Annotated in this window: 21 protein-coding genes; 9 read left to right on the forward strand and 12 right to left on the reverse strand. The window is 67.1% G+C overall.

What is annotated here, in order from left to right; translation table 11 throughout:
• The first annotated feature begins 51 nt into the window (after positions 1–51).
• From NDI89_RS17410 to NDI89_RS17420, 3 genes are all read left to right on the forward strand, one after another.
• Complete coding sequence (locus tag NDI89_RS17410; protein WP_277523285.1) at positions 52–636, forward strand: L-threonylcarbamoyladenylate synthase; 585 nt, start codon at positions 52–54, stop codon at positions 634–636.
• 198 nt (positions 637–834) lie between these two features.
• On the forward strand, positions 835–1,932 hold the full coding sequence (locus NDI89_RS17415; protein ID WP_277523287.1) for an amidohydrolase family protein: 1,098 nt from the start codon (positions 835–837) through the stop codon (positions 1,930–1,932).
• Between the two features lies 1 nt (position 1,933).
• Complete coding sequence (locus NDI89_RS17420) at positions 1,934–2,326, forward strand: metal-sulfur cluster assembly factor (RefSeq protein WP_277523289.1); 393 nt, start codon at positions 1,934–1,936, stop codon at positions 2,324–2,326.
• 12 nt (positions 2,327–2,338) lie between these two features.
• On the opposite strand, the gene NDI89_RS17425 is transcribed toward NDI89_RS17420, so the two are convergent.
• From NDI89_RS17425 to NDI89_RS17435, 3 genes are all read right to left on the reverse strand, one after another.
• Positions 2,339–3,025, reverse strand: a complete 687-nt coding sequence (locus tag NDI89_RS17425; protein ID WP_277523292.1) for a CRISPR-associated protein Cas4 — start codon at positions 3,023–3,025, stop codon at positions 2,339–2,341.
• A 44-nt stretch (positions 3,026–3,069) separates the two neighbouring features.
• Positions 3,070–3,321 carry a hypothetical protein gene (locus NDI89_RS17430; RefSeq protein ID WP_277523294.1) on the reverse strand — a complete coding sequence of 84 codons (252 nt, stop codon included), beginning with the start codon at positions 3,319–3,321 and terminating at the stop codon, positions 3,070–3,072.
• A gap of 108 nt (positions 3,322–3,429) precedes the next feature.
• Positions 3,430–4,020 (reverse strand): conditioned medium-induced protein 4, encoded by a 591-nt coding sequence (locus NDI89_RS17435; RefSeq protein WP_277523296.1) that lies wholly within the window; start codon positions 4,018–4,020, stop codon positions 3,430–3,432.
• A gap of 181 nt (positions 4,021–4,201) precedes the next feature.
• Between NDI89_RS17435 and NDI89_RS17440 the strand changes: the two genes are divergently transcribed.
• Complete coding sequence (locus NDI89_RS17440) at positions 4,202–6,391, forward strand: (Fe-S)-binding protein (protein WP_277523298.1); 2,190 nt, start codon at positions 4,202–4,204, stop codon at positions 6,389–6,391.
• 98 nt (positions 6,392–6,489) lie between these two features.
• Here the strand turns inward: NDI89_RS17440 and NDI89_RS17445 are convergent, their stop codons facing one another.
• The 5 genes from NDI89_RS17445 to alaS all read right to left on the reverse strand — a co-directional run bounded on the left by NDI89_RS17445 (position 6,490) and on the right by alaS (position 12,805).
• Positions 6,490–6,672 (reverse strand): hypothetical protein, encoded by a 183-nt coding sequence (locus NDI89_RS17445; protein WP_277523300.1) that lies wholly within the window; start codon positions 6,670–6,672, stop codon positions 6,490–6,492.
• Between the two features lie 97 nt (positions 6,673–6,769).
• Entirely contained in the window at positions 6,770–7,495 is a 726-nt protein-coding gene (locus tag NDI89_RS17450; RefSeq protein WP_277523302.1) for a type 1 glutamine amidotransferase, read from the reverse strand.
• A 133-nt stretch (positions 7,496–7,628) separates the two neighbouring features.
• Positions 7,629–8,891: an AMP-binding protein gene (locus tag NDI89_RS17455; RefSeq protein ID WP_277523304.1), complete on the reverse strand. Its 1,263-nt coding sequence runs from the start codon at positions 8,889–8,891 to the stop codon at positions 7,629–7,631.
• Between the two features lie 270 nt (positions 8,892–9,161).
• Positions 9,162–9,947 carry an alpha/beta fold hydrolase gene (locus NDI89_RS17460; protein ID WP_277523305.1) on the reverse strand — a complete coding sequence of 262 codons (786 nt, stop codon included), beginning with the start codon at positions 9,945–9,947 and terminating at the stop codon, positions 9,162–9,164.
• 80 nt (positions 9,948–10,027) lie between these two features.
• A complete protein-coding gene (gene alaS / locus NDI89_RS17465; RefSeq protein ID WP_277523308.1) occupies positions 10,028–12,805 on the reverse strand; it encodes an alanine--tRNA ligase in 2,778 nt (925 codons plus the stop codon).
• A 287-nt stretch (positions 12,806–13,092) separates the two neighbouring features.
• Between alaS and NDI89_RS17470 the strand changes: the two genes are divergently transcribed.
• Positions 13,093–15,252 carry a GAF domain-containing protein gene (locus NDI89_RS17470; RefSeq protein ID WP_277523310.1) on the forward strand — a complete coding sequence of 720 codons (2,160 nt, stop codon included), beginning with the start codon at positions 13,093–13,095 and terminating at the stop codon, positions 15,250–15,252.
• A 13-nt stretch (positions 15,253–15,265) separates the two neighbouring features.
• Here NDI89_RS17470 and NDI89_RS17475 read toward each other — a convergent pair whose 3' ends face one another.
• Positions 15,266–16,258 (reverse strand): replication factor C small subunit, encoded by a 993-nt coding sequence (locus tag NDI89_RS17475; RefSeq protein ID WP_277523312.1) that lies wholly within the window; start codon positions 16,256–16,258, stop codon positions 15,266–15,268.
• A gap of 187 nt (positions 16,259–16,445) precedes the next feature.
• Here NDI89_RS17475 and NDI89_RS17480 point away from each other — a divergent pair, with 187 nt between their 5' ends.
• Positions 16,446–17,546, forward strand: a complete 1,101-nt coding sequence (locus tag NDI89_RS17480) for a bactofilin family protein (protein ID WP_277523314.1) — start codon at positions 16,446–16,448, stop codon at positions 17,544–17,546.
• Between the two features lie 43 nt (positions 17,547–17,589).
• Positions 17,590–17,841 (forward strand): ubiquitin-like small modifier protein SAMP2, encoded by a 252-nt coding sequence (gene samp2 / locus NDI89_RS17485; RefSeq protein WP_277523323.1) that lies wholly within the window; start codon positions 17,590–17,592, stop codon positions 17,839–17,841.
• A gap of 44 nt (positions 17,842–17,885) precedes the next feature.
• Here the strand turns inward: samp2 and solA are convergent, their stop codons facing one another.
• Complete coding sequence (solA, locus tag NDI89_RS17490) at positions 17,886–19,031, reverse strand: N-methyl-L-tryptophan oxidase (protein WP_277523324.1); 1,146 nt, start codon at positions 19,029–19,031, stop codon at positions 17,886–17,888.
• Between the two features lie 249 nt (positions 19,032–19,280).
• Between solA and NDI89_RS17495 the strand changes: the two genes are divergently transcribed.
• Both NDI89_RS17495 and NDI89_RS17500 read left to right on the forward strand, forming a co-directional pair.
• Positions 19,281–19,715, forward strand: coding sequence for a GNAT family N-acetyltransferase (locus tag NDI89_RS17495; protein ID WP_277523325.1), 435 nt, complete (start codon positions 19,281–19,283; stop codon positions 19,713–19,715).
• 70 nt (positions 19,716–19,785) lie between these two features.
• Positions 19,786–20,154 (forward strand): hypothetical protein, encoded by a 369-nt coding sequence (locus tag NDI89_RS17500; protein ID WP_277523326.1) that lies wholly within the window; start codon positions 19,786–19,788, stop codon positions 20,152–20,154.
• 27 nt (positions 20,155–20,181) lie between these two features.
• Here the strand turns inward: NDI89_RS17500 and NDI89_RS17505 are convergent, their stop codons facing one another.
• Both NDI89_RS17505 and NDI89_RS17510 read right to left on the reverse strand, forming a co-directional pair.
• Complete coding sequence (locus NDI89_RS17505) at positions 20,182–21,561, reverse strand: tryptophanase (RefSeq protein ID WP_277523327.1); 1,380 nt, start codon at positions 21,559–21,561, stop codon at positions 20,182–20,184.
• Positions 21,562–21,831: 270 nt separating this feature from the next.
• The gene (locus NDI89_RS17510) at positions 21,832–22,347 is read right to left on the reverse strand and encodes a hypothetical protein (protein WP_277523328.1); all 516 of its coding nucleotides are present in this window, start codon (positions 22,345–22,347) and stop codon (positions 21,832–21,834) included.
• Positions 22,348–22,420 lie beyond the last annotated feature (73 nt).

Consider the following 22,420-nt stretch of genomic DNA (forward strand, 5'->3'; position numbering starts at 1 on the left):
GACGACCCCGAACGACAGCTTTTTGCCCGATATGGGCCGAGTTCGAACCGTATGAGCGATCTCGACCGCGCAGCCGACGCGATCGATGCGGGGGAGCTCGTCGTCTACCCCACGGAAACCGTCTACGGCCTCGGCGCGGCCGCGCTGGATCCCGCCGCCGTCGAGCGCGTCTTCGACGTGAAGGGACGCGACCGCTCGAAGCCGCTCTCCTTCGCCGTGCCGTCGATCCCGTCGGCGCTCGAGTACGTCCGTGCCACAGACCGGGAACGGCGGTTCATGGCGACCGTTCTCCCCGGCCCCGTGACGGTCCTCTGTCGTCGCCGGGACGCCGTCCCGGACGTGCTCACCGCCGGCCGCGACCGCGTCGGCGTCCGCGTGCCGGACAACGATCTCGCGCTCGCACTGTGCGAACGGGCCGGGACGCCGATCACCGCGACGAGCGCGAACGTCAGCGGCCGGGCGAGCGCGCGAACGCTCGCGGATCTCGATCCGGAGATTCGACAGGCCGCCGCGGTCGTCCTCGATGGAGGGGAAACGGGGGGTACCGAGAGCACCGTGGTCGACGTCTCGAGCGACACGATTCACCGGCGCGGAGCGCAGGCCGACGAGATCGAGGCGTGGCTCGAGAGCCACTGAAATCGCGACGGACTCGGGTACAGTGGTTCTCTCGGTTCGGTCTCGCCCATTCTTTCATAAAAGTGTCCACCAGTGTCCCCCGCTGCCGGTCCGGAGTAACGTTTTTCATACAGTTCGTTGAAGCTGGCGTGTCGAGTCCATGTCAGACAATACCAAACACAATTGGGCCGACTCGAGAGTCCGCCAGTACACTCCACCATGATCGACCTCGAAGAGACGTTCATCTTCGACGCCGTCGTGCACGCGTATAACCTCGCACCGTCGAACTACCGCAACGAACAGTACGCGCAGGGCATCACCGAGATGATCTACGGGACCGTCGACGAGGCCTCGCCGCCCGGCTACCGGGTGACGCGCGACGGGTACGTCCGGAACTGGTCCGTCGAGGAGACGGCGAACATGCTCTTTCTCGAGAGCGACACCGACATGGCGACGTTCCAGTCGCTCCCGCTGTACGCCTATCACGACGGGTTGACGGCCAACGAGAACTGCGTCGAGGCGGTCGAGGAGTACCCGGAACGGTTCCTCGGGTTCGCCAACATCGATCCGCTCCGCGACGGCTGGGAGGAATCGCTCGAGGAACAGGTCGAGGCAGTCGACCCGGTCGGGCTCAAACTCTACCCGTCCCACTGGGGCGAAGAACACCACGAGGGATGGCGCATGGACGACGAATCGATCGCGTACCCCGTCTTCGAGAAGGCGAAGTCCCTCGGAATCGACCTGATAGAGGTCCACAAAGCCATTCCCTTCGGTCCCGTTCCGCGGGACCCGTACCATCCCGGAGACGTCGACGACGCCTGCGCGAACTTCCCGGAGCTCGACTTCGGCCTCGTCCACGGCGGCCTCGCGTTCACCGAGGAGACCGCCTGGCAGATGGCCCGATTCCCGAACCTTCACATCAACATGGAGACCCTCGGCGTCCAGCTAGCGGCCAACGAGCGCGCGTTCGCCGAGACGATGGCCAAGATCATCAGCATCGGCGGCGAGGCCGTCCTCGACAGGATGTACTGGGGGTCGGCGGCCATGGCGTACCATCCCCAGCCCGAACTCGAGGCGCTCCGAGATTTCGAGTGGCCCGACGACATCGCCCGACGGGGCATCGACTTCGGCGAGATGCCGACCATCACCGACGAGCACAAGCGGAACCTCCTCGGGCGCAATTACGCCGACCTCGTCGGCCTCGATATCGACGAGGCGCGCGAGCGGCTCGCCGACGACTCGTTCAGCAAGCAGACGGCCGAGCAGGGGCTCGCCGACCCCTTCTCGACGACGAACGCGGCGTCGGAGGTGTACTGACGTGAGCGCGGAAGCGTCCCCGCTTGCGGTCCGGAACCGACTCGACGAGATCGTCGACCCCTGCAGCGAGGCCCGCGGGACGGACATCAGCATCGTCGAGATGGGCCTGCTCAAGAGAATCGAGATCGAGGACGGGACGGCTCACATCGAACTCCGGATCACGTCGCCGTCGTGTATGATGGTGGGGTACTTCATCGAACAGGCGAACAAGCGCGTCGGGAGCCTCCCCGGCATCGAGGACGTGAGCCTGGAGACGGACGCGGGCCTCTCGTGGCGAGAGGAGATGATGTCCGAGGACGCGAAAGAGCGCCGACGGGAGCACCAGCAGGCGCTGGCCGACCGGTACCACGACGAACGGAACGCGACGACGACGGCTCCCGTCTCGGAGGACTGACGGGGCCCTCACCTAACCGAACCCCAGCAACGACCGCAGCGTTCGCGTTTTGACCCCACACTCCGCGGCGAACTCGCAGGACTCACACTTCGAACGGTTAGTCGTCCGCGCCGGCGGCCCGTCTAGTTCGCGAACCGCACGAAGCGCGCTGCGATACTGTGCTTTCCGCCGCATCGTCACGTCGACCGATCGGATAACACCGTACGCCGGGTACTCGAGCCATACCCGGTCGACCGACTCCTCGTACTCCCAGGCCAGTGCCTTCGCGGCCGCGACCGCGTGAACCGACTGGGGCTTCCAGACGCCGTTTTCGGGCGGTTCGCCGGTCGAAATCAGCGCCGGCTCGAGCGGGTCGGTAAGCACCTTGTGAACGATCCCGCGACAGTGGCGACCGGTCGCAAAGACGTCGCGTTCACGTGGATTACGGAGGCGCTCCCAGTGGCCCGCGTCGCTGAGTCGGTCCCGGGTCGCCGCCAGCGTGTCGCGGTACCGGACGGACGGAACGGCGATCGGTTCGGATTCGAGCGCACTCGGCGGGGCCGCGAGCAGTTCGTCGTAGCGGGTCGCAATCGAGCGGATCGACTCGATCTCGGGCGGCGGGTCGCGATCCTCGTCGGGGAGGCGTCGCTGATAGTAGCACTTCCGCGGGCAGTACGCGGCAGTTCGGAGATCGCTGAACGAGACGTGCGCTCGGGTCACGGGCCGTCTGGCCGCGGCTTGGTATAAGAACCCTCGCCGGATCCTTACGGGATCCAAATCGACGCATCGAGCACGAACCTGGACACTGGGAACGGCCTTCCGTCGCGAATCGTCAGGGGATAGCTGACGGACGCCACGACGCAGAGGGCGAATCCGCCGACGACACCGGCGATCGTGAGCGCGAGCGCGCCGTCTGCGACGACGGATCCCATCGCGACGTAACAGCCGACCGCCAGCGCGCCACCGAACAGGACCGCCTCGAAGAGCGCGGAGAGGAGTCGATATCCGCGGTACATTCCTCTGTGCGACGCTCTCGGCGCGGGTTGTCAATCTATCGAACAATACGGGAACGGGTGACGAAAACGGGCGGCCGACGAAAACGAAGTCCCCGCGGTTACGTCGCCCTAAAAGTCGACCTCGGTCTCCATTCCCTCCGTCGCGTCCTCGAGGCCGTCCTCGCGGAGGTCGGACGTCATGCGCTCGGAGAGGTCGGCGTCCGCGAGGATGCTGTCGAACTCGTCGCGGTAGCGGTCGTTGGCCGCTCGAGACTGGTCTTCCGCCGCGGCGACGCGGCGGTAGCGGCGGATCTGGGCCTCGCTGACGTCGTACTCCGCGGCCAGCGTCGCGTCGTCCTCCTCGCGGTCGCGGATCGCCGCGAGGTCGACCTCGTCGGCGTCGGCCTCGCCGACGAGATGGAGCGCCATTCGTGCCTCGAAGACCGCATCGGAATCGACCTCCAGTTCGTCGGCGATCTCCTCGTCGCTCCGATCGTCGTAGAAGCCTCGAGCGACCGCGAGCAGTTCCTCGTCCGAGAGGGGCGTCTCGAACGCGTATCGCTCGCGCATCTGCTGGACGACGCTCTCGAGCCGGTCCGCGTCCGAGCGCTCGTCCCGCTCGATCGAGCCGCGGGTGTTCTCCTGCGATTCGGTGACCGTTTCCTCGCCGTCGGTGACGTCGGTGAAGATATCTCGGAGTTCTTCGGTTTTCTCGTTCATGGGTGGACACTCCAGACGGGAGTCTATTTAAGCCTGTTGCCAGATCACGTTGGGCGAGCGAATCGAACACGGACAACTATTATAAACTCGAGTCGAGATGAAAGTTTTCGCAGGACAGCGGAGGGGTGTGCTACCGAGCGGTGTGGCAAGAATTAAGTTACAGCCACCCCCCTCATTGGACATGAACGGCTTAGCACAGTCGGACGTGGCGAGGGAGACGTACTGGGGGATCACCAGCGTCGAGTACGCGGTGTTCTACCTCCTCGCGTTTACCGCCATCGCCATCTTCGTCTACGGCGTCTACCAGCGGTTCGCCCGCTACGCCGACGGGGACGACGATTCCTTCGCCCGTCTCGACGATCTTCCGGACCGTATCGTCAGCAGTGCCAAGATCGTGCTCTCGAACGAGAAACAGTTCAACAGGGACCTCTATGGCGGTCTGATGCATTCGTTTATTCTCTGGGGTTTCCTGACGCTCTTCATCGCGACGTCTATTCTGGCGTTCGATATGTACGGCGTTCAGAAGCTCTTCCAGATGGAGAGCTTCTGGGAAGGTGACTTCTACCTCGCCTACCAGTTCATGGTCGACGCCATGGGCCTGCTCTTCGTCGTCGGCATCGGGATGGCGATGTACCGCCGCTACTGGGTCCGCAACCACCGCCTCTGGGGCCGCCACACCTCCAACGAGGACGACGTCTTCATCTGGACGCTGTTCGCGCTCGGCGTCGGCGGCTTCCTGCTCGAGGGGCTGCGCGTCTACAGCGCCGGGATTCCGGACCACGAGATCGTCAGCTTCGTCGCCTACGGCATGGCGCTGGGCTTCGACGCGATGGGGCTCTCGACGCTCGGCCCCGAACAGGCCGGGTTCAACACCGCCGGGCTGAACGTCGAGAACCTCCACTGGCTCGCGTGGTGGTCCCACTCGCTGATCGCGTTCTTCTTCATCGCGTGGATCCCCTACGCCAAGCCGTTCCACATGATCTCCTCCTTCGCGAACGTCGTCACGCGCGACGAGAAAGCGGGCCAGCGCCTGCCCAACGTCCCCTCCGATCTGGACGCGACCAACGCCGAATCCATCGACGACTTCACCTGGAAGGAGATCCTCGACCAGGACGCCTGTACCAAGTGCGGCCGCTGTTCGTCCGTCTGTCCCGCCAAGGCCTCCGACCGACCGCTCGACCCGCGGGACGTCATCCTCGACCTGAAATCCTACCGCGAGGACCTCGACGCCGGCGGCGAGGAGCAACCCATCGTCGCCGACGGCGGCACGAGCGTCATCAACTCGGAGACGATGGAGTCCTGCATGGCCTGTATGGCCTGCATGGACGCCTGTCCCGTCGAGATCGAACACCTCAAGAGCTTCACCCGACTCAACCGACAGCTGACCGACCAGGGCGACGTCGACTCGAGCATGCAGGACGTCTTCCAGAACGTCATGCAGAACGGCAACACGTTCGGCGACTCGCCGCGAAACCGCGGCGACTGGGCCGACGAACTCGAGTTCGACGTCACCGACGCCCGCGAGGAGGAAGTCGACTACCTCTGGTACGTCGGCGACTTCCCGAGCTACGACGAGCGCAACAAGCAGGTCGCCCGCTCGCTGGCCACGATTCTCAAGGAGGCCGACGTCAGCTTCGGCATCCTCTTCGACGACGAGAAGTTCGACGGCAACGACATCCGCCGCGTCGGCGAGGAGCTACTCTACGTCGAACTGGCCGGTCATCACGTCGAAACGTGGGAAGACTGCGAGTTCGACAAAATCGTCTGTACCGACCCCCACTCCTACAATACCTTCAAGAACGAGTATCCGGAGGTCAACTTCGACGAGTTCGCCGACGACCCGATGATGCCCTTCGACTACGAGGAGCAGTGGAACGAGGACGGCGAGATCGACGTGCTCCACTGGACGCAGGCCGTCGAGGAGCTCGTGAGCGACGGGAACCTCGACCTGAACGGCACCGAACTCGACTACACGGTCACCTACCACGACCCGTGTCACCTCGGCCGATACAACGACGAGTACGAGGCCCCGCGCGAACTCATCAAAGCGACGGGCTGCGAACTCGACGAGATGCCCCGCAACCGCAGCAACTCCTTCTGCTGTGGCGGCGGCGGCGGCGGCCTCTGGATGGACTTCGAGGAAGAGCCCAAACCGAGCGAGGAGCGGATTCGAGAAGCGCTCGAGGACACCGACGCCGGCAGCGGCGTCGAGAAGTTCGTCGTCGCCTGTCCGATGTGCATGACGATGTACGAGGACGGCCGCAAGACCGGCGGCTACGAGGACGAGATCGAGATCGTCGACGTCGCCGAACTCATCGTCGAAGCGATCGGCAAGGCAGACGAAGCGAAGGTCGAAGTCGCCGCGGACTGATCGACTCGCGGTCGGCTCGATTTCGGTGATGCGTGCGTATCGCTCTCGTTCTTCGACAGACTGACGCGCTGGTTGCGAAGCCGTGGGTTCGCTCCCAGTTACGACTCCGAATCGTCACGGAACAGCTCGATCGTCTCGTCTTTCGACTCATAGGCGTCTCGAATTATTCGCTCGAGTACCACCGATTTGGGGACGTTCCGACCGGTCTCGCGGCGGATCTCCGCCTGAAGCTCCTCGAGCCGATCGTTCGTTGCCTCCGTGATCTCGACCGACGAGCACATATGTCCATCTTCCAATCGCTTTCGCAAAACGGTTTTCGTCGGGTTTCGTGCCGAACGATCAGTACTCGCCGAGAGACGACTGGTCGATCAGTGATCCCTAGTCGGAACGGCCGACCGAAGCAGAGGTGTCGGCAGTGGTATCGATCCGCTTTACCTCGCGAACGAACTCGAGGAAGTTCTCGAAGACCAGCTTCGCCCCGCAGGCCGCCTGGTAGTTCTCGTCGGTGATCTCTGCGAGCACTGACTCGCGGCGCTCGTCGGAGAGTTCCTTCCGGTGGACGAGGTCGCGAGCGGTTTCCATATCGTACTCGGGATGGAACTGGACGCCGAACACGCGGTCGCTGCGGAAGCCGTGATTCGAGTAGTCGTTTTCGGCGAGGGGCTCGGCTTCGGGCGGGAGTTCGGTGACTGCATCCGAGTGGCTGGTGAAGGCGGTGAAGGTCTCGTCGATGCCGTCGAACAGCCGCGATTCGCCGGTGTGGTCGATCTCGCTGTAGCCGACCTCGTAGACGCCCATGTCCGCGACGGTCCCGCCGAGGACGTCGGCCAGCAGCTGGTGGCCCCAACAGACGCCGAGGAACGGAATGCCGCGATCGATCGCATCGTCGACCCACTCCGCGACCGGCTGCATCCAGTCGTCGTTCCAGTAGACCGACGCCCGCGAGCCGGTGACCACAGCGCCGTCGTAATCGAAGCCGTCGGGAACCGTGCCGTCGGTCGCGTCGAACTCCGCCAGCGAGGCGTCGAGTTCGCGCCGGAAGTTCCGCGTCGTGTTCTCGTCCCGATGGGCCGCGTTCAGGACGGCGATTCGGAGCTGACTCATTACGCCATAGTGGCGACTCGAGAAGAATAGACCTTCCGCCACGCGCCGGCATTGCCGAAACCGACGACGGCGGGCTCGGAGAGAAGACCTCGGGTAGAGCGGCTGGCAGGCATCGTATCGCCCGGTCCGACGGTTACCCGGGGTGGTAGTTCCCGTCGTCATCTCGGTAGAATCGCTCGCCAGTGTCGAACCACCCGTCGAGGAACCGCCCGCGATCGCCCCCCTCGTCGCGCTCGGCGCGCTCGACGTCGGCCGGTTCGTACCAGTTCCCGTCCCGTGTTCCGGTCCCCTGTAGGTAGCCGTCAGCGACCACCGATCCCGAGAGCCGGAGTCGTCCCTCACCCGCGCCCTCGAACGTCGCCCCCTCGTCGTCGACCAACCGAGCGCGACAGTCCGGCACCGGCCGGCCGACTCCGGTGCCGTCGACGTCGATTTCGGCGGGCGTACCGGCGGTTTCGAACCGCTGGCCCAGTGCGGTCGGACACTCGAGACGGCCGTAGACCCGCGCGACCGGGACGCCGCGATCGCGGTAGGCCGCGACTACGTCGTCGTCGACCGGGACCCCGCAGATCGCCCGCTCTATGGAGTCGGCGGCGGTCTCGAACCCGGATTCGGCCGCGATATCGCGAAGCGCTCGCTCCCGACCCGGGAGCAACGTCGCTCCTTCCCGATCGATCGCGGTCGCGGCGTCTCCGGGGTCGAACGCCCGGTCGAGGAGCAGCGTACCGCCGACGTACAACACGGAGAGGGCGACGCGAACGAGACCGTCCGCGGCCGACAGCGGCGTGACGAGCGGGACGGTATCGTTCGCTGCGACCCCCCACGCGACCACGCTCGTGACGCAGTTTCGTTCGATAGTGTCGGCGGCGTAGCCGGCCACCGGCCGGCCGGCGTCCCCGTGGAGGGCGAGCAGTGGCCGGTCGCCCGTCGCTTCCCCGTCGAACGCGACGGAACTTCGATCCGCGTCGGTCAACTCCTCGAGCGTCACCGACCGGTCGAAGGGGATCGACCGGACCAGATCGCGCTGGGCCGCCTCCGCGACGACGATATCGGGCTCGAGGACGTCGAAGGGGCGTTCGACCGTGGCCGGCGTCAGGAGGTGTGAAATCGGAGCGAACGTCACACCGAGTCTTCGGCAGGCGAAGAACAGCGCCAGCGAGGCCACTCGGTTTCGCGTGACGAGGCAGACGGTATCTCCGGGGGCGATATCCAGCGCCGAAAGCCGCTCGGCCGTCCGCGTCGCGATGGTCGACAGTTCGCCGTAGGAGACCCGGTCCTCGTGGACCGTCTCCGCCGGCGCGTACAGTCGCCGCTCGGAGATGTCGACGACCGCCGTCCGATCCGGGAACCGCTCGGCCCGTCGCGCCAGCGAGAGTGTCACGCCGGTGACTCCCACGCTCGAGTACGTAGTAGACAGGGGGTCAGTCGCAAGCACGAGAGCGAGTAAGACCGATCGACCAGTACTTCGGCGCGCCATGCCGCGATGAGCCGCTGGCGAATCGCGGCCCGAAACCGCGAGGGATGAGTGAGTGAGCGACGCGAGCGAACGAATCGGCTGGGGAGGGTGTGGCGGTCCTCGTCGCTACGATTGCAGGACAGGCATCGCCGCAGAAATCCGCGGAACTCGACCCGAGAACTGATCCGTCGAGAGTCCTCTCCTGACGGATCACCCGTCGCCTTCGGTGTGTTCCTCGAGAAACCCGAGCGACCGATCGTTTACCGTCCGCGAGCGCTCGACGAAACAGAGGTGCCCCGCACCCTCGAGCCCGGTGAACTCTCCGCGCGGAAGCCCCCGCGCCAGCTCCCGCCCGGCCGCAGGGGGTACCAGTTCGTCCGCCGTCCCGTGAATCACCCGCGTCGGCTGCGTCACCTCGACCAGCCACTCGGTCGCGTCGAACCCCTCGAGCGCCGCCGTCTGCGCCTCCCAACCCTCGCGGTCGGCGTCGCCGTCGGCTCGCCACTCGACGATCCCGTCTCGGACGTCCGGCTGGGCGTCGATGAATTCCTCCGAGAGCGCCGCGGAGAGCGAGTCCCGAAGCGCGTCAGAGTCGTCCGGGGGTGCGAACAGCGGCTCGAGGTCGAACTCCTCGCCCCGAGCCGCGGTTCCGAACAGCGTCAGCGTCGCGACGCGACTCGAGGTCCGGGCCGCCTCGAGCGCGATCGCGCCGCCGAGGCCACAGCCCACGAGGTGGGCGTTGCGAATGTCGCAATCGGCGAGGACCGCCTCGAGGTCTTCGACGAGCGTCTCGAGGTCGTAGGGGCCCTCGGGTCGGTCGGAGCGGCCCGTGCCTCGGAGGTCCCAGACGACGGCCTCGTGGGGACCGGCGACGGCGGCGTGTTGCCAGCCCCAGAGCCAGCCGCCGAGGCCGGCCTCCGGGACGAAGACGACCGGCTCGCCCCCGCCTTCGCGGTCGTAGTACAGCGAGACCGATCCGTTCGAAGCAGTCGGCATATGTGACCGGACGGGACGGACGCCGAAAGAAGGGGTCGGTTTCGACTCGAGCGATCCACTCAGACAGCGGTGGCCGGTGGTCAGGCGTTCAGTACCTGCCGCAACACGTCGGGCGCGTCCTCGAGCGCGTCGTCCAGATCCTCGACGTTGGGGCCGCCGCCCTGTGCGAAGTCCGGCGGGCCGCCGCCGCCGCCGCCGACCTTCGCCGCGAGTTCGCCGACGACCTCGCCGGCGTTGACGCCGACGTCGTCGGGGACGGCGACGACGAACTGCGCCCCGCTCTCGCCGCTGCCGATGACGGCGATTTTGCCCTCCTCCGCGAGGGCGTTGGCGGTCGCTCGGAGTTCGTCCATGTCGGCGTCGAGGCGCTGGACGACGGCCGTCGCGTCGCCGACGTCGACCTCCTCGCCGCCGCCACCGCCGCTCGCGCGGGCTTCGGCGAGCTGTTCTTTGAGGTCCTCGATCTGTTTACCCCGCCCCTTCCACTCTTCGAAGAAGCGTTCGGCGGTCTCGGGGACGTCTTCGGGCGAGACGTCGAGGATCGCGGCGGCCTCGTAGAGCGCGTCCTCTTTGACCTGCGTCGCCTCGATGGCCGCCTCGCCGGCGGCGAACGTGATTCGCTCGACGCCGTCCTGCACGCGCTCGGTGTTGAGGATCTTGATCGTCCCGATATCGCCGGTCCGAGCGACGTGGGTGCCACCGCAGGCCTGCGTGTCCTCGTCGACGTGAATCAGCCGGATCTGTTCGCCCGGCGGGATCCCGCCCTGATAGAGATCGAAGCCGTGTTCGGCCTCCGCGTCGTGACGGTCGGGCCACTCCTGCGTGACCGTCGTGTTGTCCATCACGATCTCGTTGGCCAGCGACTCGATCTCCTTGACGTCCTCGCGAGCGATCCGGTCGTAGTGTCGAACGTCGATCCGCGAGGAGTCGACGCCCTTCTGCGCACCGGCCTGTCGGATGTGCTCGCCGAGTACCCGCCGCGCGGCGTGGATGACGATGTGCGTCGCCGTGTGATGGCGCATGAGCTGGCGACGGCGACCCCCGTCGACCTGCCCGTTGACGAACTCGCCCTTGCCGGGGTCCTCGTCGGTCCGGTGACAGATGACGCCGCCCTCGATCTGGACGTCTTCGACTTCGACGGTCGTGTCGTCGGTCGAGAGCGTCCCCGTGTCCGCGGGCTGGCCACCGCCCTCGGGGTAGAACATCGTCTGGTCGAGGACGACGTCGTAGCCCTCCTCGCGCTCGAAGACGTCCAGGACGACCGCCTCGAACTGGGTCCGCTGCTGGTCGTCGTAGTAGAGTTTCTCCGTCTCCGGGAGATCCTCGAACCGTTCGTCCTCCTCCTCGGTCGTCTCCGCGACCGACTCCGGCGTGTCGTGGCGCTTCGCGACGAGGCTGTAGAAGTCGTCCGGGATATCGACGTCCGCGCCCGTCTCCTCGGCGATTTCCGCGACCATATCCGGCTGGATGCCGTGGGAGTCGTAGAGCTCGATCAATTCATCGGTCGGGATCGGCTCGCCCTTCTTCGCGTACTCCTCGGCCAGCGTCTCGACCCGGCGACCGCCCCGCTCGAGCGTCTCGCGGTACTTCTCGACCTCGGTGCGGACGATGTCGCGGATCGTGTCGCGGTTCTCGTACTCGAGGCGCTCGGCCTGCATGTCGACGAGTTCGTCCAGCGGCGCGTCGACGCCGACCGTATCGCAGAGCCGCTTGGTCCGTCGGAGGATCATCCGCGTGAGATAGCCCGTGCCGACGTTCGAGGGGACGATGCCGTCGCCGAGCATGTACGCCAGCGTCCGGCAGTGGTCCGCGATCGCGTAGATGTCCTCGAGGGGCTCCATCAGTGCCTCGAGCTCAGTCACCTCGACGCCGAGCTCGTCGGCGATCTCGCCGCGGGCGGTCTCCATGTCCTCGGCCTCGTCGATGTCCATGTGGCCCGCGAGCTTCGCGGTGCGATGGATCAGCGCCTCCTGCTCGTCGGTGTGCTCGAGGCCGGCGTTGTCCTTCAGGAAGGCGATCATGTCGGGGTAGACCGCCTCGTAGACCGTCGGCGTCCCCTGAGAGACCCAGGTCCACCGCTCGAGCCCGTAGCCCGTGTCGACGATGTAGGTGTCCATCGGGCTGTAGCGGTTCCCGTCTTTCATCTCGTACTCGCCGTCCGGGTCCTGTTCCATGGACATGAAGACGAGCGTGGCGAGTTCGACGCCGCGGTAGATGACTTCGATCGCGGGGCCGGCGTTGCCGCCGCCGACCCACGGGTCCTCGATGTAGATGACCTCCTCGAGATCGACGCCCATCGAGTCGAAGAAGCCGTCGCAGAGTTCGACGGTGTGGTCCTTCCAGTAGACTTCGCCGTGATAGGCGTACTCGCCTTCCTCGACGTCCTCGCGCGTGTTGAACGCGTGGTGGGCCATCATCTCGAAGGCCATCGTGTGCCGTCCCGTCTTGCCGACGTTGTCGATGTCCTGCATCCGGATGCACGGCTGGGAGACGCAGAGCGGGTTCGCCGGAGGCGGCGTCTCGCCGCTCGTCACCAGCGGCTGGAAGTCGTAGATCGACGCCTGCGTCAGCAGGACGTCGTCCCGCCAGCGGTTCGCCGCGACGGGATAGGGGTCGATGCGCTCGTGGTCGTTGGCCTCGAAATAAGAGAGAAAGGCCTCGCGCATCCCCGTCAAGTCGTACGACTCGTCGAACCCCGAGTCGTCGATGAAACCGTACTCCTCGCAGGGCGGCTCGCCGCAGGTCACCCTGCTCTCGTCGCGCGTCCAGAAGTGAGCGCCACACTCCGGACACTCCTTGCGCTCGAATCCTTCCTCCTCGAAGTACTCGAGGCGGTACTCCTCCTCTAGTTCGCTCATTACGCGTGTATTGGCCCTGCAGCGCGTAAAACAGTTCCGCAACCGCCGTCGGACGCGCGGTCGGCGGGCTCGAGCGCGTCGTCGACCCGCCGTCAGCGATCGAACCGGCCGGCGTATCGCGTCGGTCTCCGGCCCACCGCTATCGAGCATCCGTTCGAACCGGCCGCGGTATCGACCGATTTCTTGGATTTTCTTTACTTCCAGTTGAAAAATTCACTACGCTGTCCAGTAAATCCTTAACGGTGGAATCACCTCTCGGTACATAGACTAGCGCGGACTCCGACGCAATGACCCGGCCCCGAGCGACCACACAGACGCGGACGATCCTCTACGTCGCCGATCTCGAGGCGACGGCCAGCGACGGCGCCGCCGCGCTCGAGGCGGTCGAATCGGGGCCCGACCGCTCGGCGCGGCCGGCGACGACCGTCGAGCGGGTCCGCAACTGGGCGAAAGGGGTCGACTGCGTCGTCTTCGCCGAGACGCCGACGACCGCGGCGGGCTCGAACCTGCTCGAGGTGGTCGACGCCTGCGGCGAGACGCCGCTGGTGCTCTTTTCGGACTCGTCGTACGCGCCGACGGCCGCCCGATCGACCGACGGCATCGACGGCTACGTGCGCCGGGATACCGACGACGCCGTCGAACACCTCGCGGACGAGATCGAGTGGGTCTGCGGGGGCGTCGACCGCGCCGAAAGTTCCGATCCCGAAACGGAGACGGAATCGGAACCGGAACCCGGCTCGGGGGCGAACGCGGAGTCCGACTCCAGTGCGATCGCGATGGCCGGCGACCGAGCGCCACCGACTCCGACCCCCGCCGATCGACTCCTCGAGTCGGTGCCCGAACTGGCCGCCTGTCGCGACCGCGATCGGCTCTTCGAACTCGTCGTCGAGGCCGCGGCCGACGCCGTCGAGTGCGAGTACTGCTGGCTCTCGACGGTGCACTTCGGGCAGTTCGAGCCGCGGGCGACCACGACGGCGGTTCCGGAAGCCGACCTCGAGTCGACCTCGCGCGAGGGACCCCTCGGTGACGTCCTCCGGACCGGAGAGCCGCTCCGCCTCGACGATATCGCGGCCGACGATCGGCTCGCGGCTCCCTTCGAGGGAATCGAATCGTTGTACTGTTTCCCCGTGGGCGACGTCGGTATCTTGCACCTCGCCGCCGGGGAGCCGGCGGCGTTCGACGAGTCCGACTGCGACGTGCTCGCACAGTGGTGTCGCTCCGGCACCGCCGTCCTCGAGCGAATCGACGCCGACGCGAGTCGGGACACGGCGCGCGAGCGACTGCGCCGGGAACGGGACCGACTGCGGGAGGAACGCGATCGGCTCGCGGACGAACGCGACCGCTCTCGCGCCCTGTTCGCGAACGTTCCGGAACCGACGGTCAGATACGAGGTCGACGACGGACGGCCGATCGTTCGGGACGTCAACGACACGTTCACCGAGGTCTTCGGCACCCACGCCGAGACCATCGTCGGCGACCCCGTCGACGAAGACACCGTCCCGCCCGGCCTCGAGCAACGACGTGCCACGCTGCTCGAGTCGCTGCGGGCGGGCGAGCGCCGCCAGCTCGTCAGTCGCCGGGAGACCGTCGACGGCGTCCGCGAGTTCCTGCTGACGCTGGTCCCGGTCGACGCGGATCCGGACGGAGACGCGAACGGGACGACCGCCGATCACAACCCCGAAGGGTTGATCATCTACAGCGACGTCACCGAGGCGAACCGTCGCGAGCGAGAACTGGCGGCCGCTCGGGCGCGCCTCGAGACGATCGCAGATATGGTCGACGAGGACGTTCGCGGGCCGCTGAACGTCGCGCGCGGGTATCTCGAGCTCGCCGAGGAGACCGGCGATCGGGAGCACTTCGACGAGGTCGACGACGCACAGGAACGACTACGGGAGGTCGTCGACCAACTGGTCGCGATCGCTCGGCGGGACGACGCGCTCGTCGAGACCGAACCCGTCGCCATTCACGACGTCGCGCGCCGGGCCTGGGTCGCAGTCGATACCGGCGACGCGCGGCTCGTCACGCAGGCGGCGAACGACCGCGTCCTCGAGGCGGACAAGACCCAGCTGCGGGAGCTGTTCGAACACCTGCTGCAGAGTACGGTCGACGTATCGGAGCGCTCCGACGCGGAGACCGACGGCGAGACGAGAATCGAGAACGATGCGACGCCGGTCGTGACCGTCGGGGCGACCGACGACGGCTTCTACGTCGCTCGACGAGATCCCGACGCCGAGACCGGGAACGTCGACGGACTCGAGACGGATCCGGTCCCCGGGCAACTGGCCGCGGCCGACGGCACCGGGTTCGGGCACGGCACCGTCGAACGAATCGCCGACGCCCACGGCTGGAACGTCGGCGTCGCCGAGGACGACGACCGCGTCGCCTTCGCGTTCCGCGGCGTCGACGCCGGCGACGGGAAAAGGAACGGGAACGGAAGCGAAGGATAGCCGCGACCGGCGATCAGGCGTCCGCCTCGAGCGCCAGCGAGGCCAGCATCGCCTCGAGTTGCAGGCGCTCGTTCGCGCCCTCCGTGATCCGGTAGTCGACCTCCCCGAGTCGCTCGAGGAGTCGAACCGTCGCCCGTTCTGGAAGATCGAACTCCCAGGCGGAGCGGTGCAGCTGGTCGATGACGTCGCCGCCGGCGAGGCCCCGCTCGGTCAGGAGGTCCTCGAGAGCGGCGCGGGCGGCGGTGAAGTCGCCGCCGATGGCGTGCTCGACCATCGCCTCGACCTCCTCGGGGCGGGCGGTCGCGGTGATCGCGAAGACGGTCTCCTCGTCGACGGTTTCGCCCATCACGGCGGCGGCCTGCAGGGCGTTGATGGCTTTCCGCATGTCGCCGTCGGCCGCGTAGACGAGCGCGTCGACGCCGTCGTCGGTCACCTGAATATCCTCGGTGGCGGCGATCTCCCGAATCTGGGCCTCGACGGCGTCGTCGGTGAGCTCGGTAAAGCGGAAGACCGCACACCGCGACTGGATGGGATCGATGATCTGACTCGAGTAGTTACACGAGAGGATGAAGCGCGTGTTGTTCGAGAACTGCTCCATCGTCCGGCGCAGCGCGGACTGGGCGTCGGAGGTCAGCGCGTCGGCCTCGTCGAGGAAGATGATGCGGTGGTCGTAGCCGCCGAAACTCGAGCGCGCAAAGTCCTTGATCCGATCGCGGACGACGTCGATCCCGCGCTGGTCGGAGGCGTTGAGCTCGAGGAAGTTCTCCCGCCAGTCGTCGTCGTAGACCTCTCGAGCGATCGCCTGTGCCGCCGTGGTCTTTCCGGTCCCGGCCGGCCCCGCGAACATGAGGTGGGGGAGGTCGTCCTGTTCGACGTAATTTTTGAGCCGCGGAACGATGTCCGTGTGGCCCTTGATCTCGTCGAGTCGTTCCGGGCGATACTTCTCGATCCAGACTTCGGTCTTCCCGGGTGTGGGCTCCGCCGCCTCGGCGTCGGCCTCGCTCATACCGGTCGAAGGCGGGGCCGAAAGATAAAACGACCGAAGGTGGCTCTCGAACGCGATCGGCCTCCCGAGAACCGGACGACCGGGGAGGCGACTGCGAGCCCCGAAACGGTAAGCGGTCCGTAACCGATCCGATTCCCGATATCTGCGTAACAATTTTTACTGTCTACTCGAGGTAGGGCACCCCGCAATGAGCAGGAACGATCGACTACCGCGACTTCTCGTCGTCGCACTGGTCGTGCTCGTCGTCTGCGGGACCGTTCCGGCGACGGTCGCCGCCCAGACTGACGGGCAGACCGGCGGCACGGTCGTCGTCGAGGAAGGCGAAACGGTCGACAGCCTCGAGGCGTTCGGCGGGAGCGTCGTCGTCCGCGGCACGGTGACGGGCGACGTCAGCGCCGTCGGTGGCGACGTGCGGATAGAACAGACCGGTTCGGTCGGCGGCGATCTCGAGGCCGCCGGCGGGAGCGTCGCGATCGCGGGAAGCGTCGACGGTGACGTCGACGTCGGGGCGGGAAGCCTCACGGTCGCCGAGAGCGGCACCGTCGGCGGCACGCTCATGGCCGGCGTCGGGAGCGCGACGATCGACGGCACGATCGAGGGCGACGCCGAGATCGGGGCGGAGACGATTCGACTGGGCGAAACGGCCAGTATCGCGGGCGATCTGCGGTACGACGGCGACCTCGAGGGGAACACCGACGCGGTCGCCGGCGAGATTCGGGAGGACCCGTCGCTGGGGGTGGACGTCGCGCCGACGATTCAGCCCTTCGCGTCGTGGCTGTTCACCGCGTACGTCCTCGCGCTGAATCTTCTGGTCGGTGCCCTGTTGCTCGCGCTGTTCCCTCGCTTCTCGGAGGGCGTCGCGGACCGCGTCGCGTCGGGACCGCTTCGCTCCGGGCTCGTCGGACTCGGAGTCCTCGTCGGGATTCCCGTCCTCTTGATCGCGCTCGCGATCACCGTCGTCGGCATCCCGCTGTCGATGATCGGGGGCTTCGTCTTCGGACTACTGCTGTGGATCGGGACGATCTACGGCCGCTTCGCCGTCGCCGCGTGGCTCCTGTCGCTGGTCGGGCTCGGCAATCGGTGGCTCGCGCTCGTCGTCGGACTGGTCGCCGGCGCGCTCCTCTCCCGGCTCCCGATCCCGATCGTCGGGGAGACGATCAACCTGCTCGTCCTACTGCTGGGGCTCGGCGCGCTCGTTCGCGGGCTCGTCGGCCACTGGCGCACCGCTCGAGGTCGAGAACAGGAACGCCGCGTCGGCCCCGGTCCCGACGAACCGACCGCCGACTGACGTCGAGCGACGCGCTCAAGGCCGTCGCCTCGTAACCCGAGCTATGCACGTCACCGTCGACGTCAAAGGCGAGGACACCTACGAACTCGAGCTCGAGGCGGTGGCGGGGGCCGGAGACGGACCCGAAGCGAACTCCGATACCGCCGACGCGCCGCCCACCTACGCGGACCTGCTCCGCGAGGTCGATCTGAGCCCCCACGAGGTGAGCGTCCTCGTCGACGGTCGCCCGATCCCCGAGGATCAGCCGGTCGAGAGCGACCACGTGACGGTGTTGCGGCTCATCAAGGGCGGATAACCGCGATCCCGAGACGGATCCACTCGGTACCGGCGAACGGACGATTACTCGTCGAACCGGTCGAGTCGAAACATGTCGATCGGGTGGTCCGTCTCGCCGTCGACGGCGAGGTCGGCGAGGATCTCGCCGACGACGCTGGCGAACTTGAACCCGTGGCCCGAGAAGCCCGCGCCGACGGCGACCTGCGGGTAGTCGGGGAGCGTATCGAGGATGAAGTGCTCGTCCGGGGAGTTCGTGAACATGCAGGTCGCGAGCCGCATCGTCGGCCCCGCCGCGTCGGGGAAGTACGTCGCCGTGGCGTCGCGGAGGAGCTGCTCGTCCTCGAGTCCCGGTTCGGTGTCGTACTCGTCCGGATCGACCTGTTCGTCGCGGTGGTGGTACTTGCCGATCTTGAACCCCGGTACGTCGTAGATGGGCAGCCCGTAGAACCGTCCCTCGGGAACCTTCAGGTTCCAGACCGGGAAGTTCTCCGGCTCGAAGGTCGACGGCTCCTCGGGCTGGAACCAGCCGAGCACCTGTCGTTCGGGGACCGCGAGCCCCTCGAGCGCGTCGGCGAACTCCTCGTTCCAGGCACCGGCGGCGAGCACCATGCTCCCGGCCTCGTAGGTTCCTCGATCGGTCTCGACCCGAACGCCGTCGTCCGAGGTCGGTTCCCACTCCAGGACCTGTTCGCGGGCGCGTATGTCGGCGCCGGCAGCCTGTGCCGTCTCGACGTGGCCGACGATCGACTGCTCGGGGACGACGAAGCCGCCGTCGGGCTGGTACAGCGCTCTGTACCCGTCGGGAAGCCGATAGCCCGGGAACCGCTCGGACAGCTGCTCGCTCGTGAGTACCTCGTGGGGAATGTCGTGCGCCTCGCAGGAGCGCAGCGACCCCTCGAAGACGGCGCTCTTCGCGGGACCGGCGTCGATCGACCCCGTCCGGTGAATCACGTCGCGCCCGGTCTCCGCCGCGAGGTCGTCCCAGAGGTCGTACGCCCGTTCGACGAGCGGGATGTAGGACGGATGCTCGTAGTAGGCCCGCCGGATGATCCGCGTGATGCCGTGTGACGATCCCCTCGCGTGGGGCACGTCGTAGCGCTCGAGGCCCAGCACGTCCACTCCGCGATCGGCGAGGTGGGCGGTGGTCGCGCTGCCCATCCCGCCGACGCCGATCACGACGACGTCGTATCGGTCTCCGCTCGTGTTCATCTACCGACCGATTCGACGACGCGACTCTTGAGTGTTCGTCCGTCGAGGACGCTCCTGCCGTCCGAACCGGCGTTACACCGGCCATCGGATCAGTGAAAGCCCAGTCGCTTTCCCCGTCGATGCGGTAGTCCGGATATGATCGACCGCGTCCGCGAGTCGGACAGACCGAGCGGCGGTCCGAGACCGATCCCGTTCGATCGCCCCGGAATCGACGCGTTGTTAGCCCGCGCCGACCGACCCTCCTGACGAATGTTCGTCCGCACCGCCGTCCGCGACGACGCCCTCGAGGTCCGGCGCATCCTCGACGGCGCGATGCTCGAGCCGGGCGACGTCGAGCACCGAATCGACGCCGCGGACGTCTTCGTGGCGGGCGATCGGCGGGGCGGATCGACGGACGCCGACGCCGCCGATTCGGCGGACCGCGAGCGGATCCTCGGAACGGTCGTCCTCGAGCCGATCGGGAGCGAGGAGGGCGCCCACGTCGCGGCCGTCGGCGTCCGCCGACGCCACCGGGGTCGGGGGATCGGCTCGGCGCTGATCGAACGCGCGCTCGAGCGGGAGGGGCGGCTCACGGCGCGGTTCGACGACGGCGTCCGACCGTTCTACGAGCGGCTCGGGTTTTCGATCGAATCGATCGACGAGCAGCGCCACCGCGGGGTGGCGGTAACGGCCGACCGCAGCTGACGGCAGTCGACGGCGGCCCCGTCCCCTGCCAGCGCACTTTTATCAACGGGAACGTGGTACGTGGCCCCGCATGGTACTCCAACGGATGCTCAGCGGCGATCCGTCGAAGAGCTCGAAGGTCTATCTGGCGATCGGTGCGCTCTCGCTCGTGAAAGCGATCGCGGTCCGCAAGGACCGGGACCGGTTCCGACGCGAGCTGATGGACGCCGGACTGTTCCTCGGCGTCGGCCTCCTGCTGCGTCGGTTCAGTAAAATGAAGACGCAGAAGCGACGGGAGCTCGAGTCCCAGATCCCGGACTGGGCGGCCGACATGGCGACCTCCGAAGCCGCGTCGAAGGGACTCCAGCAGCTCGCGAAGCGACAGCTCGGCGGCCGATCGGAGCCCGAACCCGAGCCGCGGCTTCGCGACCGAGCGCGACGCGTCGTCTCGAGTCGCTAACCGCACCCGCCGTCGGTCGCGTTCTTCTCACTCCAACCCCCCATCGACGGCGGTCGGAGCCTCGGCGGAAACCGGCTCGAGCGCCGCGGAAAAGTGACGGAGCTCCGGAACCGCGGGGTCGGAGACGATCTCGAGGCCGGACACCTCCTCGCGCCGCTCGAGGACGGCCGCGGCCGTCTCGACGACGTGCTCGAAGTGCTCCCGGTGGTAGGTCCGGCGCGGGACCGCGAGCCGGACCAGTTCCGGACGGTCGGTCTCGGGGAACGCGAAGCTCCCGAGTTCGACGCCCCTGACTCCGCCCTCTCGGTACAGTTCGCAGACCAGCGCCTGCCCCGGAAACTCGTCGGCCGGAATCCCCGGAAACGTCGCCCCGGCGTCGAGGTAGACCGCGTGGCCGCCGACCGGTTCGTATACCGGAAGGCCGGCCTCCTCGAGCATCGCGCCGAGTTCGCGGACCTGTTCGACCCGGTCTTCGACGTACGACTCCTCGACGGCCTCGCGCAGGCCGACGGCCATCGCGGCGACGTCTCGACCGGCCATCCCGCCGTACGTGGGAAAGCCCTCGTAGAGGATCGCGCGCTGTTTGCACCGCTCGAAGAGCTCCTCGTCGTCGGTCGCGACGAAGCCGCCGACGTTCACGAGCCCGTCTTTCTTCCCGCTCATGACGAGCGCGTCGGCGTAGCCGAGTTGCTCGCGGGCGACCTCGGCGACCGTCGCGTCGGCGTACTCGTCCTCGCGTCGGGTCACGAAGGAGGCGTTCTCGGCGAACCGGCAGGCGTCGATCACGAACGCGGCATCGATCTCGTCGGCGAACGCGCGGACGCGACGGGTGTTTTCGACGCTGACCGGCTGGCCCGCAGCCGAGTTGTTCGTCACCGTCAGGATCACCAGCGGGACGCGCTCCGCGCCGACCTCGTCGACGACCGCTCGCGCCCGCTCGAGCGAGAAGTTCCCCTTGAACGGCTCGTTCGCCTCCGGGTCGTGGGCCGCCGGAACCGGACAGTCGACCGGATCTGCGCCCTGATTCGAGACGTGCGCTCGCGTCGTATCGAAGTGGGTGTTGTTGAGGGCGACGTCGCCCTCGGAGAGCAGCGTACCGTAGAGGACGTTCTCCGCGCCGCGGCCCTGGTGGGTCGGCACCACGTGCTCGAATCCCATCACGTCCGCGACCGCGGACTCGAGGCGATCGAAACTCGACGAGCCGGCGTACGCCTCGTCGCCCCGCATGAGCGCGGCCCACTGGTCGTCGCTCATCGCACCCGTTCCGCTATCGGTCAACAGGTCGATGAAGACGTCGTCAGCGGAGAGCTCGAACACGTTGTACCCCGCCTCCTCGAGCGCCGTCGCTCGTCGTTCCCTCGATGGCAACTGAATTCGCTCGACGACCTTCGACTTGTACGCGACCATGGCCGTCCGTCACCGCGGCGCGTGTTCAGTCTAGCTGGCGTCTTGTGACCGTCGATGGCTCGAGCCATGCCCTTCCGGACGGATCGGCGCATCGATGGACGGAATCGAGAGGTCCGTTGATGGACGGGGTCACGGAACCGACGGGCGAAACGATGGACGGGTCCACGAGATCGACAGGCGCAACGATGGACGTGGCTACGAAATCGGCGGGCACACCGCCGACGATCGACGGCGACAGTACGATCGAACTCGCTCGCGTCCGTCGACGAATCAGTACGCGTCGGACCCGGCAGTGCCGAAGGCATCGTCGGCCACCCGCGTCGTCGTCGGATCGCCGACGAGTTCCAGCTCGTCGGTCCCGCCGTCGCGGAGAACGAGCGTCTCGAACGAGGCGTCGTCGCTCGAGTCCGAATCGGTGGATTCGAGACTTTCGACGGAATCATCGGTAGCAGTCGCCCGGTCAGGGGTCGAAGCAGTCGCAGTGAGTGCGTCGAGCTCGGCCGCGGTGGCGTCGATCGCGTCGCCGTCGTCCCGGACGGTCGCGTCCGCATCCCCGGCGAACTCGCTCTCGAAAGCGGCCTCACGGCTCCAGTCAGTCGTCTCGTCACCGAGATCGGCGAACAGTTCCGCGGCGGTCGCGTCGCTGATCTCGTCGGGCTCTGGGTCGTGTTTCCCGCCGCTTTCGACGAGTTCGGCCGGCGTCTCCGCGCCGCACGCCTCGAGGATCGCGTCCGGATCGGCCTCGACGTCCTCGAACACCTCCGTGACGGTCGAATCGGTACTCATGACTCCGTCGCCACTCCGGTCGGCCTTCGTTACGCTGTCATTACCGCGGAACGAGGCTCTCGACACCGTCGTT

It is taken from the genome of Natrinema salsiterrestre, assembly GCF_029502005.1.
In the GTDB taxonomy this organism is placed as follows: domain Archaea; phylum Halobacteriota; class Halobacteria; order Halobacteriales; family Natrialbaceae; genus Natrinema; species Natrinema salsiterrestre.